The sequence below is a fragment of the Rhodopseudomonas palustris genome, from assembly GCF_003031265.1.
GTDB lineage: Bacteria > Pseudomonadota > Alphaproteobacteria > Rhizobiales > Xanthobacteraceae > Rhodopseudomonas > Rhodopseudomonas palustris_H.
On record NZ_CP019966.1, the window covers coordinates 2,766,375 to 2,779,218 of the forward strand.

12 protein-coding genes are annotated in these 12,844 nt (G+C 66.6%); 8 read left to right on the plus strand and 4 right to left on the minus strand.

Features of this window, described 5'->3' with window-relative positions; genetic code table 11:
• The first annotated feature begins 70 nt into the window (after window positions 1-70).
• The 5 genes from RPPS3_RS12725 to recJ all read left to right on the plus strand — a co-directional run bounded on the left by RPPS3_RS12725 (window position 71) and on the right by recJ (window position 5,720).
• A complete protein-coding gene (locus RPPS3_RS12725; RefSeq protein ID WP_107344428.1) occupies window positions 71-1,396 on the plus strand; it encodes a homoserine dehydrogenase in 1,326 nt (441 codons plus the stop codon).
• A gap of 62 nt (window positions 1,397-1,458) precedes the next feature.
• On the plus strand, window positions 1,459-2,463 hold the full coding sequence (gene glpX, locus RPPS3_RS12730) for a class II fructose-bisphosphatase (protein ID WP_107344429.1): 1,005 nt from the start codon (window positions 1,459-1,461) through the stop codon (window positions 2,461-2,463).
• Between the two features lie 17 nt (window positions 2,464-2,480).
• Window positions 2,481-2,924 carry a GNAT family N-acetyltransferase gene (locus tag RPPS3_RS12735; protein WP_107344430.1) on the plus strand — a complete coding sequence of 148 codons (444 nt, stop codon included), beginning with the start codon at window positions 2,481-2,483 and terminating at the stop codon, window positions 2,922-2,924.
• A 116-nt stretch (window positions 2,925-3,040) separates the two neighbouring features.
• Window positions 3,041-3,766 (plus strand): haloacid dehalogenase type II, encoded by a 726-nt coding sequence (locus RPPS3_RS12740; RefSeq protein WP_107344431.1) that lies wholly within the window; start codon window positions 3,041-3,043, stop codon window positions 3,764-3,766.
• A 112-nt stretch (window positions 3,767-3,878) separates the two neighbouring features.
• Window positions 3,879-5,720: a single-stranded-DNA-specific exonuclease RecJ gene (gene recJ, locus RPPS3_RS12745; RefSeq protein WP_107344432.1), complete on the plus strand. Its 1,842-nt coding sequence runs from the start codon at window positions 3,879-3,881 to the stop codon at window positions 5,718-5,720.
• 134 nt (window positions 5,721-5,854) lie between these two features.
• Here recJ and RPPS3_RS12750 read toward each other — a convergent pair whose 3' ends face one another.
• The 3 genes from RPPS3_RS12750 to RPPS3_RS12760 all read right to left on the minus strand — a co-directional run bounded on the left by RPPS3_RS12750 (window position 5,855) and on the right by RPPS3_RS12760 (window position 8,595).
• Window positions 5,855-6,145 carry a hypothetical protein gene (locus tag RPPS3_RS12750; RefSeq protein WP_011158059.1) on the minus strand — a complete coding sequence of 97 codons (291 nt, stop codon included), beginning with the start codon at window positions 6,143-6,145 and terminating at the stop codon, window positions 5,855-5,857.
• 84 nt (window positions 6,146-6,229) lie between these two features.
• Window positions 6,230-7,348: an FUSC family protein gene (locus RPPS3_RS12755; protein ID WP_107344433.1), complete on the minus strand. Its 1,119-nt coding sequence runs from the start codon at window positions 7,346-7,348 to the stop codon at window positions 6,230-6,232.
• Between the two features lie 17 nt (window positions 7,349-7,365).
• Window positions 7,366-8,595 (minus strand): lytic murein transglycosylase, encoded by a 1,230-nt coding sequence (locus tag RPPS3_RS12760; RefSeq protein ID WP_107344434.1) that lies wholly within the window; start codon window positions 8,593-8,595, stop codon window positions 7,366-7,368.
• Between the two features lie 217 nt (window positions 8,596-8,812).
• Here RPPS3_RS12760 and RPPS3_RS12765 point away from each other — a divergent pair, with 217 nt between their 5' ends.
• Window positions 8,813-9,793 (plus strand): lipid kinase, encoded by a 981-nt coding sequence (locus RPPS3_RS12765; protein ID WP_107344435.1) that lies wholly within the window; start codon window positions 8,813-8,815, stop codon window positions 9,791-9,793.
• Window positions 9,794-9,860: 67 nt separating this feature from the next.
• Here RPPS3_RS12765 and efp read toward each other — a convergent pair whose 3' ends face one another.
• On the minus strand, window positions 9,861-10,427 hold the full coding sequence (efp, locus tag RPPS3_RS12770) for an elongation factor P (protein ID WP_107344436.1): 567 nt from the start codon (window positions 10,425-10,427) through the stop codon (window positions 9,861-9,863).
• A 137-nt stretch (window positions 10,428-10,564) separates the two neighbouring features.
• Between efp and epmA the strand changes: the two genes are divergently transcribed.
• Window positions 10,565-11,620, plus strand: coding sequence for an EF-P lysine aminoacylase EpmA (epmA, locus tag RPPS3_RS12775; protein WP_107344437.1), 1,056 nt, complete (start codon window positions 10,565-10,567; stop codon window positions 11,618-11,620).
• Window positions 11,617-12,708 carry a lysine-2,3-aminomutase-like protein gene (locus RPPS3_RS12780; RefSeq protein WP_107344438.1) on the plus strand — a complete coding sequence of 364 codons (1,092 nt, stop codon included), beginning with the start codon at window positions 11,617-11,619 and terminating at the stop codon, window positions 12,706-12,708. The genes epmA and RPPS3_RS12780 overlap by 4 nt, the downstream gene beginning before the upstream one ends.
• Window positions 12,709-12,844 lie beyond the last annotated feature (136 nt).

Consider the following 12,844-nt stretch of genomic DNA (forward strand, 5'->3'; position numbering starts at 1 on the left):
TTGGGGGCCGCCCGCCGGCCTCCGGGTTCTTCCCCAAGAAACGCCGGTTCCGGCAGCAGGTCAGCGCGTCATGGTCGCGCCACTCAGAGTGGGTATTGCGGGTCTCGGCACCGTGGGTGCCGAAGTCGTCCGCGTCATCGAACGGCAGGAGCGGACCTTGTCCGCTCGCTGCGGCCGCCCCGTGCGGGTGGTCGCGGTCACCGCGCGCTCCAAGGCGAAGAAGCGCGGGCTTGATCTGTCCGGCATCAAATGGGCCAAGAGCCCGCTGGCGATCGCCACCGATCCCGAGGTCGATTGCTTCGTCGAACTGATCGGCGATGCCGGCGATCCCGCCGGTCCGGCGATCGAGGCGGCGCTGGCTGCCGGCAAGGCAGTGGTCACCGCCAACAAGGCGCTGATCGCCAAGCACGGCCTCAAGCTCGCGTCGCTGGCCGAGAAGCATAATGCGGCGCTGAACTACGAGGCCGCCGTCGGCGCCGCGATCCCGGTGATCAAGACGCTGCGCGAGGGCCTCGCCGGCACCGACATCGACCGGATCTACGGCATCCTCAACGGCACCTGTAACTACATCCTGACCCGGATGGAGCAGGAGGGGCTGTCGTTCGACGACTGCCTCGCCGACGCCCAGCGGCTCGGCTACGCCGAAGCCGATCCGACTTTCGATATCGACGGCCACGACACCGCGCAGAAGCTGGCGATCCTGGCCAGCCTCGCATTCGGCACCAAGGTGTCGGAGAGCTCGGTTTATGTCGAAGGCATCCGCTCGATCACGCCGGAAGATCTCCGCGCGGCCGATGATCTCGGCTATCGCGTCAAGCTGCTCGGCGTCGCGGTTCGCACCGCCAAGGGCATCGAGCAGCGCGTGCATCCGACCATGGTGCCGAAGACCTCGTCGATCGCCCAGGTGATGGGCGTGACCAATGCCGTCTCGATCGACGGCGACGGCATTCCGCCGATCACCCTGGTCGGCGCCGGCGCTGGTGCCGCCGCGACTGCCTCCGCGGTGGTGGCGGATATCGCCGATGTCGCCCGCGGCATCCGCGCGGTGCCGTTCGGCCGGCCGGTATCGGGGCTGAAGGCCACCGCGAAGGCGCCGATGCAGCGCCACGAGGGCGGCTATTACTTGCGGCTGTTGGCGCGCGATCACGCCGGCACCGCCGCGACCATCGCCAAGCGGCTTGCCGAGCAGGACATCTCGATCGAGTCCATCGTGCAGCGGCATCCGCACCGCAGCGTCGATGCCAACGGCAAGGCTGCCAAATCGTCGGTCCCGGTGCCGGTGATCCTGATTACTTACGCCACCGCTGAAGACGCGGTGCGCCGCGCGCTGCAAGCCGTGCAGCGCGACAAGGTGATCAGCGGCCGGCCACAGGTGATCCGGATCGAGAAGAACTGAGTTCGACCATTTGTACAGCCCCCGCCACAAGCGCGGGGGCGCTGTTTTGAGGAGCTGGGCCGATGTCGACCACCATTTCCGTTCCGCCGCAATTGCTGCTGGAACGCATCCTGACCCTGGAGATCGTGCGTGTGACCGAGCGCGCCGCGGTGTCTGCGGCGCGGCTGCGCGGCCACGGCAACGAGAAGGGCGCGGACCAGGCCGCGGTCGATGCGATGCGCCGCGAGCTCAACAAGATGCCGATCGAAGGCACCATCGTGATCGGCGAGGGCGAGCGCGACGAAGCGCCGATGCTGTTCATCGGTGAGAAGGTCGGTGCCGGCATCAATGCCGGTCCGAAGGTCGATATCGCGGTCGACCCGCTCGAAGGCACCACGCTGTGCGCCAAGAACATGCCGGGCTCGATCGCCACCATGGCGATGGCTGAAGGCGGCACGCTACTGCACGCGCCCGACGTCTACATGCAGAAGATCGCGATCGGTCCGGGCTACGAGAAGAACCTGATCGACATCGATGCGCCGCCGGAAGACAACATCCTTCGCTTGGCGCAGGCCAAGGGTGTACCGACTCACGGCATCACCGTGCTGGTGCTCGATCGTCCGCGCCACGCCGAGCTGATCGCCAAGATCCGCGCCACCGGCGCCGGCGTCCAGCTGATCACCGACGGCGACGTTGCCGGCGTGATCCACTGCGCCGACCCGGACAACACCGGCGTCGACATCTACATGGGCACCGGCGGCGCGCCGGAAGGCGTGCTGGCCGCGGCGGCGCTGCGCTGCATCGGCGGCCAGATGCAGTGCCGGCTGCTGCTCGACACTCACTCCAAGCGCAACCGCGCCGAGTCGATGGGCATCGAAGATCCGAACTTCGTGTACCAGATCGAGGACATGGTGAAGGGCGACTGCCTGTTCGCCGCGACCGGCGTCACCGATGGTTCGCTGCTCTCGGGCGTCAAGTTCCGCAAGGGCGTGATCCAGACCGAGACCGTGGTGATGCGGTCGGTCACCGGCACGGTGCGCTACATCAAGGCGGACCACCGCCAGCTCGAAAAGTTCCACCTGGATTGAGTTGAGGAGATCGTCGGATGGCCGTCGAGATTCGTCCCGTCGGCCCCGACGAGCGGGCCGCCTGGGAGCCGCTGTGGGCCGGTTACCTCGCGTTCTACAAGGCGACACTGGCGCCCGAGGTCTCCGACGTCACCTGGGCGCGGTTTCACGATCCCGCCGAGCCGATTCATCTGCTCGGCGCCTATGTCGACGGCAAGCTCACCGGGATCGTGCAGTTCATCTATCACCGGTCGTGCTGGACGGTCGGCAATTACTGCTATCTGCAAGACCTGTTCGTCGCCGACAGCGCCCGCGGGCTCGGCCTCGGCCGCAAGCTGATCGAAGCCGTGTACGCGCGCGCCAAAGCGGACGGCTGTAGCCGCGTGCATTGGCTGACCCAAACCGGCAACGCCACCGCACGTCTGCTCTACGACCGCATTGCCGAGGATTCCGGCTTCATGCAGTATCGGAAGATACTGTAGCCAGCCTAACAACGTCATTGCGAGGAGCGAAGCGACGAAGCAATCCAGTCTGCATGTGTGACTCTGGATTGCTTCGCTGCGCTCGCAATGACGAAGAACAACAAGGGACGAACGCCATGCCGGTGTCCGATGCGACAGACGTCAAAGCCCTGCTGTTCGACGTGTTCGGCACCGTGGTCGACTGGCGCAGCAGCCTGATCGACGATCTCTCGGCCTACGCGGCTGGGCGTGGCCTCGAAGGCGACTGGACCGGATTGATCGATGCATGGCGGCAGGCCTACGTGCCGTCGATGGATGCGGTCCGCAACAATCCGCAAGCCGAATTCCTCACCCTCGACGAACTGCATCGGCAATCGCTGGAGCGGCTTGTCGGCGAATTCGGCATCAAGGGACTGACCGAGGACGATCTCAACTACATCGTCACTGGCTGGCATCGGTTGAAGCCGTGGCCGGGCGTGGTCGCAGCGCTGGAGCGGCTGAAGACCAAGTACATTCTGGCTCCGCTGTCGAACGGCAATGTCGGGCTGTTGACCCGGATGGCGAAGAGCGCCGGCCTGCCGTGGGATCTGGTTCTCGGCAGTGACATCTTCCGCCACTACAAGCCGGATCGGGAGAATTATCTCGGTGCCGCGAAGCTGCTCAATCTGCAGCCGGGCGAAGTGATGCTGGTCGCCGCGCACAATTATGATCTTCAGGCCGCGCAAGCGCTGGGCTTGCAGACAGCGTTCATCCCGCGCCCGACCGAGTACGGCCCGCTGCAGACGATCGACTTCGATGCCACCGGCGACTGGACCATCGTGGCCGACGATCTGGCCGGTGTCGCCGATCGGCTTGGGTGCTGACCCGCGCGAAGGTCAAACCTCTCGCTTCGCTCGCAATGACGGGCAGTGGGGTGCTCCGACCGCCGTCCTGGCGGTTTGCGCTGTCGGCGCTTCGTGCTTATCTGCGCGGACCATGACGCCTCCCATCTCAGTTTTGCCGGCCGAAACCGTGCCGGCGTTTCTCGGCGTGACCCGCTCTGCCACCGGCAAGGCGTGGCGCGACCGGCTCGACGCGCGCGCCACTGCGAAGGCGCAGGCAATGGTGCAGCGCTATCAATTGCCCGAGATGTTGGCGCGGGTGCTGGCCGGGCGGGGCGTGGAGATCGATCAGGTCGAGGACTTTCTCGATCCGACGATCCGCAAGCTGATGCCCGATCCGGCGTCGCTGACCCAGATGGAAGCCGGCGCCAAGCGGATCGCCGACGCTGCCTCGCGCGGCGAGAAGGTCGCGATCTTCGGCGACTACGATGTCGACGGCGCGACCTCGTCGGCGTTGCTCGCCTGGCATCTGCGCCATTGCGGGCTCGATCCTTTGATCCACATTCCGGATCGCATCTTCGAAGGCTACGGCCCGAATATCGACGCGATCCGTATGCTCGCCGGCAAAGGCGCGACGCTGCTGATCACCGTGGACTGCGGCACCACCAGCATGGAGCCGCTGGCGGAAGCGCGGCGGCTCGGGATGAGCGTGGTGGTGATCGATCATCACCAATGCGGCGACGAACTGCCCGAGGTCGAAGCGCTGATCAATCCGAACCGGCCGGACGATCTGTCGGGGCTCGGCCATCTTGCTGCGGTCGGCCTGGTGCTGATGACGCTGGTCGCGGTCAATCGCGAGCTGCGGCATCGCGGGTTCTGGACCACCGAGCGGCCGGAGCCGAACCTGCTCGACATGCTGCACCACGTCGCTCTCGGCACCGTGGCGGACGTCGCGCCGCTGGTCGGGCTCAACCGTGCTTTCGTCGCCAAGGGACTGATCGCGATGCGCCGCCGCGATCACGTCGGCCACACCGCGCTGATGGACGTGTCGCGGCTGAACGGTCCGCCGGAGGCGTGGCATCTCGGCTTCATGCTGGGGCCGCGGATCAATGCCGGCGGGCGTATCGGCCGCGCCGATCTCGGCGTCCGGCTGCTGCTCGAATCCGACGTCTCCGAAGCCGCCCGCATTGCCGCCGAACTCGATCGCCTCAACAGCGAGCGGCGCGAGATCGAACAGAGGGCCGAAGCACAGGCCGAGGCCGAGGCGATGGCGTCGCTCGGGCTCGAGGACAAGGGCGCGGTGATCGTCACTGCGTCCGAAGGCTGGCACCCTGGCGTGGTCGGCCTGGTCGCGTCGCGGCTGAAAGAGAAATTCGGACGGCCATCGTTTGCGATCGCGCTCGAGCCCGGCGGCATCGGCACCGGCTCGGGTCGCTCGATCTCCGGCGTCGATCTCGGCAAGGCGGTGCGCCAGGCGGTGCACGATGGACTTTTGCTCAAGGGCGGCGGCCACGCCATGGCGGCCGGCGTGACGCTGCGCAAAGAGCGGCTCGCCGAATTCCGGGCCTGGCTGGAAACGACGCTGGCGGATGACGTCGCCAAGTCGCGCCACGTCAACGAACTGTATGTCGACGGCGCGGTGTCGGCGCGCGGCGTGACGACTGAACTGGCAGCAACGCTGAACCGGGCAGGGCCGTTCGGCGCTGGTAATCCGGAGCCGATCGTGGCGCTGCCGGCGCATCAGCTCGTCTATGCCGACGAGGTCGGCCAGGCGCATCTGCGGCTGCGCTTCAAGGCCGGCGACGGCGCGTTCGTCAACGGCATCGCATTCCGCAGCGTCGGGCAGAAGCTCGGCAACGCGCTCACCGAGAACCGCGGTCAGATGCTCCACGTCGCCGGCTGCCTGAGCGTCGACCGCTGGCAAGGCGCTGAACGCGTGCAGCTGCGCGTCATCGACGTCGCGGTCCCGGATGCCGGGCCGACGATGATCAGGTGAGCAGCGCGAGCCGCGCTCGCGAAACGGTCGTCATCGCCGGACTTGATCCGGCGATCCATCTTTCAAGAGTGATGGATGGCCGGGTCGAGCCCGGCCATGACGTGAGTTGCGTTCAATGAGCGGGACGCCGGAAGCTAAGTACAAATCTCGCCCTGGATGATCATTTCCCGGAACAGCTCGACCGCTTTGGGATTCAGTGCGCCTTCTTCGGGCAGCACCAGGGGCAGGTCGGGCGGGGCGAGGATGGCGAACTGGCGGCCCCATTCATAGACCCAGGCGAGGCCGTCCTGGAACATCACCTCGTCGTCATAGCGCGGGGTACGGCCTGAGCGGGCTTCGGCGAAGCCGCGGCGGAAGGTGGTGTTCCAGACGATTTCGTCCAGTGGAGCTTGGAAGGTCTCGGCCTGAGGGCGCACGTCGGTCATGGCTCAAATCCGGCGATACATCCTGAAGAAACGGAGGAAGGGTATTATTCCACGGCTCGGCCGGGGCAAAACCCTGACTTTCGGTCAATCGCCCCGGTCGTGTTTGGCTGGGATCAGATAGGCCGGGATCAGCCGGCGGATCAAGCGGGCCGTCACGTGGCGGAAGCCCGGATGGTGCAGGCAGACCCCGCCGAGCAGGCCGACCACGCAGCCGACCACGGTATCGATAAACCTCGCCTCGATGATCTGGTGCGCCGGCTCCTGGCCCAGCGTCGCGGCGTCGGCGAGGAAGATGGTCAGCGGGGTGATGAAGATCACCGCGAAGCCGTAGTGCCGGATCACCGCCGTCTCGATCACGAAGCTCAGTGCGATCACCGCAAACGCGATGCTCCATTTCTCGAGCGGCAGCGCCAGTAGCACCGCGGCGAGGCCGAGGCCGATCGCGGTGCCGAGCAGGCGGTGCAGATGCCGATTCCAGATCGCACGCACCGACAGGCCCTGAATGACGGCGAGGCAGCTCACCGGCACCCAATACGGCCGCTCGAGCTGCAGCGCCTGGGCCAGCGCCAACGCCAAACCGACGAAGATGCCGATCACCACGGAGTCGAGCACGACGTGCTCGAAATCGTCGGTCGCCAGCGGCGGCACCGGCAGCGGATCGCGGATCCGCAGCACGACGATCGAGTAGATCATCGCGATCAGGGTCGCGAGCAGGCTGCCGAGCACGAACAGCCCCGCCTTCAGCGGCAGCTGCATCAGGTCGCTGGGCGTATAGGCGGCGATCGCCGCGGCCATCACGAAGAACATGCTGCCCGGTGGTCCCACCCGATAGAACCGGCACAGCATGGTGACAACGATCGCCGTGAAGGTGATCGCCGGCACCAGCAGCCACGGCAGCAGATGCACCACCAGCCCGAGCGTGTAGCAGGCGGCATAGCCGAAGCCGGCCGCCATCATCGACACCATGCGGTGGTGCAGCGGGGTTCGCGGCAGATACAGAAACGCCATGCCGCCGAGCGACGAGATCAGGCCGTAGTCGAGATGATCGAAGTAGGCGCCGATCAACATCGGCACTCCGGCGGCGAGTGCGGCCGAGAAAGGCATCTGCCACGGCCGGTCGCTGGGATTGAAGGTGACGAGCTCGCGCCACTCCTCGTGCGCCAGCGCCTTGATCCGGTGCCACGTCCAGTGATGTTGAATCATTGAAAAGCCTGCGGCCTCTATCCACCCTGCCGCAGTCGTGCCAGCACCTTGAGCCCGCCATAGCCGTCGGCGGGCGATAGGCCGGTCTTGAGCTGAAAGTCGCGGATTGCCTTCATGGTGTCGTTGCCGACCCGGCCGTCGGTGCCGCCGGTGTCGAAGCCGGCGCGGGTCAGCCGGGTCTGCATCTCCTGCACCTCGGCGAGCGTCAGCGCGCGCTCCGATCCGGGGAAGGGATGGATGAACGGGCTGCCGCCGAGAATGCGATCTCCGAGGTGGCAGATCGCCAGCGCGTAGTTCATCGACGGGTTGTAGCTCTTCACCGCGTAGAAGTTCGGCCCGATCAGGAATTTCGGGCCGCCGTCGACCGGCACCCACATCGTCGCGCTGGCCGAGGAATTGGGAAATGGCTGGCCATCGGCGCGAGTGACGCCGGAACGCGACCATTCCAAATAGCTGCGGCGACCGCTGCCTGCGCCGCCGGGGCCCTCGACCTCGTAGCCCCAATGCTCGCCGCGACGATAGTTGCCGCGCCGGACCAGATACTTCGCGGTCGAGCCGAGCGCGTCGTCGGGCCGGCCGAACGGCGACACTCGTCCGTCGCCGTCATAGTCGATGCCGACGTTCAGCCACACCTCCGGCATCCATTGGCTGTGGCCCATCGCGCCGGCCCAGGAGCCGCGCATTTCTTCCGGTGTCGACCAGCCCTTGTCGACGATCCGCAGCGCGTTGATCAGCTCGGTTTCCCAATACGTTCGCCGCCGCGGCTCGCGCCACGCCAGCGCGGCGAGCGACGGAAACACCGGCCGCATATGATTCTGCTGTACCAGCGGATCGCCATAGGCGCTCTCGACGCCCCATAGCGCCAGCAGCGTGCCGCGCTCGACGCCGAAATCGCGCTCGATCCGCGCGAACAACGCTTCGTTCTTGCGCAGCGCCTCGCGGCCGGCGGTGATCCGCCAATCCGACACCCGCCGGTTGATGTACTGCCAGAGCTGCTCGTTGAATTCGGGCTGCTTCTGGAAGTTCTTGAACACGCTCATGTCGGGTTCGAGCGACCCCATCACCCGATCCCAGGTGCGCGGCGAGATGCCCTTGGCCAGCGCCTTGGCCCGGAACGCGTCGCGCCATTCATCGAAGCCGGCCGGCGCTGCGGCCGCAGCTGCGGCAGGCAGCATCACGGCGGCGCCGACGGCCGCCTGGAGCAGGTGGCGACGGGTGAGGGAGGTGGGGGAATCGTGATCGACCATGGCCGGCAGTGTAGCGGCATTGAGGTCGTCCCCAAAGCCGCTGCGCCTCGATAGCAGCTGCGCAAGCGGGCGGCCGATTGTTCCAACAGGCGGCAGCGACACGATGTCTCCGCCTGTGCCCTTGTACCGCCGCGCTCTGCGCCCAACTGGTGACACCGACCTGCCTTCCGCAGCCTCAGGCATTCGAAGCGCGATACAGCCGACAATGGGGAGTTGAGTGGACCGCGAATCCGACATCGGGCCGGACCTTGAGGAGGCTGCGCCCAGCGACGGCTCCGACCTTGGCAGCGCCGTTGCCCAGGCGGCGCCGACGCGACGGCTGCTGATGGTGATCAACCGCGGCAGCCGCTCCGGCAGCCAAGCCGTCGGTCTGGCCGGCTCCAAACTCAGCACCGCGGGTTTCGACCTGGTGGTCTCGGCACCTTCCAGTCGCCACGAGGTCGCCCCGTGGATCGAAGCTCATGCCGAAGGCGCCGCAGGCGTTGTAATCGCCGGCGGCGACGGCACGCTGAACGCGGCTGCGCCGGCACTGGTGACGACCGGGTTGCCGCTCGGCATCATTCCGGCGGGGACCGCCAACGATCTGGCGAGGACGCTCGGTCTGCCGCTCGATATGGAAGCCGCCGCCGATGTGATTGCGGCGGGACATCGCAAGACCATCGACCTCGGTGACGTCAACGGGCACAAGTTCTTCAACGTCGCCAGCGTCGGGCTGAGCGCCGATCTGGCGCGCGAACTGAGCGGCGAGAGCAAGCGCAGGTTCGGCCGCCTCAGCTACGCGCTCACCGCCGCGAAGGTGCTCAGCAAGGCGCGACCGTTTCATGCGGTGATCGTGTCGGGCGATGAGCAGGTGCGGGTGAAGACCATGCAGGTCGCGGTCGGCAACGGTCGTTACTACGGCGGCGGCATGGCGGTGGAGCAAACCGCTGAAATCGACGACGGCCAGTTCGATCTGTATTCGCTGGAGTTCGCGCAGGTGTGGAAGCTGCTGGCGGTGGCCTACGATTTCCGCAAGGGCCGCCACGTGTTGTGGCGCGAGGTGCGCGCTGCGCGCGGCACGTCGTTCGAAATCCGCACCCGCAAGCCGCGGCCGGTGAATGCCGACGGCGAACTGGTGACGTTTACGCCGGCCCGGTTCGAGCTGCTGCGCAACGCGGTCAGCGTATTCGCGCCGAAACACCCGCCGCCGCGTCCTTGAACAACGCCAACGAAAAAGCCCGCCGGGTTGCGGCGGGCTTTGCGGCAGTCAGCAGGGCTGATTGCAATTAGTCCTTGGCGCGCTCGACGTAGGAGCCGTCTTCGGTCAGCACCACGATGCGGGTGCCGGTGCCGATGTGCGGCGGGACCTGGGTGCGGACGCCGTTCGACAGCACCGCCGGCTTGTAGGACGACGACGCGGTCTGGCCCTTGGTCACCGGCTCGGTCTCGACGACTTCGAGCGTGGCGCGCTGGGGCAGGGTGATCGCAACCGCGGTGGTGTCGTGCATCGACAGCTTCACCACCATGCCTTCCTGCAGGTAAGGCGCAGCCGAGCCGACGACGTCCTTGGCGACCTGGACCTGATCGTAGGACTCCGGCTCCATGAAGTGGAAGCCTTCGCCATCTTCATACAGGAAGGTGTAATTGCGCTCTTCGATGGTGACCTTCTCGACCTGGTCGGTGGTCTTGTAGCGCTCCGAGATCTTCACGCCGTCGCTGATTCGGCGCATTTCGATCTGGCTGACGGGCGTGCCCTTGCCGGGATGGATGTTTTCGGCAGACAGGACGACGTAAAGCTTCCCATCTTGCTCGAGGACGTTGCCCTTGCGAATAGAACTGGCGATGACTCTCAAAGGAATGTTTCCTGTCGTTCAGGTCCGGGCCCGATCCGGGCGTTGGTATCCCGAGGCCGAAACGGTTTCGGGGCGCAACATACTGATTTGTGGCGCTGATGCCAGTGTTTTGCGCGGCCGGATGGGGGCGACTTGAGATGGAGGCGACAAGCCAACCGTCGCCCTGGTGGAACAGGGATAGGTATCTGGACCGTCAGCCGTTTTTGCGCGCGCGGGGGGCGGTGACCCGGGCCGTGCGCACCTGGTTCGAGGCGGCGGGCTTTACCGAGGTCGAGACCGCGATCCTGCAGATTTCGCCCGGCAACGAGACCCATCTGCACGCCCCGCGCACTGAACTTTTGGGGCCGGACGGCGAGCGGCGCTCCCGATACCTGCGGACCTCGCCGGAGTTCGCCTGCAAGAAGCTGCTGGCGGCCGGCGAGACGCGAATCTTCGAACTCGCCCGGGTGTTTCGCGACCGTGAGCGGGGCCGCGTGCATCTGCCGGAGTTCACCATGCTGGAGTGGTATCGCGCCGAGGCGCCGTACCAGCAGGTGATCGACGACTGCGTCGCGCTGGTCCGCGTCGCGGCCGAGGCCACCGGCATCGCAACGTTTTCGTTCAGGGGCCGGCGTGCCGATCCGCGCGCCGAGGCGGAGCGGCTGACGGTGGCCGATGCGTTCGCCCGTTTTGCCGGCATTGATCTGCTTGCCACGATCTCCAGAGGTGAGGGGGATCGCACGGCGCTGGCAAACGCGGCCGCTGCGCGCGTGCGGATCGCCGATGACGACACTTGGTCCGACATCTTCAGCAAGGTGCTGGTCGAGCATGTCGAGCCGCGGCTCGGCGATGGACGGCTGACGGTGCTGAGCGAATACCCGGCGCCTGAAGCGGCGCTGGCGCGGACCAAGCCGGACGATCCGCGGGTCGCCGAACGGTTCGAGCTGTATGCCTGCGGCGTCGAACTCGCCAACGGGTTCGGCGAACTCACCAATGCGGCCGAGCAGCGTGCGCGCTTCATCGCCGCGATGGACGAGAAAGAGCGGCGCTACGGCGAGCGCTATCCGCTCGACGAGGCCTTTCTCGCGGCGGTCGGCGAAATGCCGGAGGCCAGCGGCGTCGCGCTCGGCTTCGACCGCCTGGTGATGTTGGCGGCCGGCGCAACCACGATCGATCAGGTGGTGTGGACGCCGCCGGCAGGCGAGGGCGTATGACCAAAGTCACCCGATTGAACACGCCGGCAGCGGCGACGCTGCGTCAACCCGACGAACTGATCGCCGAGGGGCTCGCCGCTGCGGACGACCGCGCGATGCTGAGCGAGGTCGCGTCGCGCTATGCCATCGCGGTGACGCCGGCGGTCGCGGCGCTGATCGATCGCGACGATGCCGACGATCCGATCGCGCGGCAGTACATCCCGCGCGCCGAGGAATTGTCCTCGCTCGCTTTTGAACGCGACGATCCGATCGGCGACGCCGCGCATGCGCCGGTCGAAGGCATCGTGCATCGGCATCGCGACCGCGTGCTGTTCAAGCCGGTGCATGTCTGCGCGGTGTATTGCCGGTTCTGCTTTCGCCGCGAGATGGTCGGTCCCGGCAAGGACAACGCGCTGTCGCGCGAGGCGACCGCTGCCGCACTCGACTACATCCGCGCGCACAACGAGATCTGGGAAGTGATCTTCACCGGCGGCGACCCGCTGATGCTGTCGCCGCGGCGGCTCGGCGAGATCATGGCCGAACTCGCCGCGATCGAGCACGTCAAGATCATCCGCTTTCACACCCGTCTTCCCGTCGCAGATCCGGCGCGGATCACGCCCGATCTGGTGCGGGCCTTGCGCGTGCCGGGCAAGACCACATGGCTCGCGCTGCACGCCAATCACCCGCGCGAGTTGACCGAGGCGGCACGCGGGGCGTGCGCGCGGATCGTCGACGCTGGAATTCCGATGGTGAGCCAGTCGGTGCTGCTGCGGGGCGTGAACGACAACGCCGCGACACTCGAAGCCTTGATGCGCGCTTTCGTCGAGTGCCGGATCAAGCCGTACTACCTGCACCATGGCGATCTGGCGCCGGGCACCGCGCATCTGCGCACCACGCTCGCCGAGGGCCAGGCCTTGATGCGCGCATTGCGCGGTAATGTGTCTGGACTTTGCCAGCCGGAGTACGTGCTCGACATTCCCGGCGGCTACGGTAAGGCGCCGGTTGGCCCCAATTATTTGTCGGACGCCGATGGAACCGAGCCGGATTCGCGCTATCGTGTCGCCGACTATTGCGGCGAGGTACATCTGTATCCGCCGCGGTCGGAATGAGCGGCGGTACTCTGTCGCTGGTGCAGTCCGGCAACTGGGCCGGGAATGATGCGTTGGTGCTGGGGTTGGGCGGACCATTGGCCGATGCAGACTGCCGTGATGTTGGCGCGATCGGCGCCCAGCCTCGCGGCGGGAG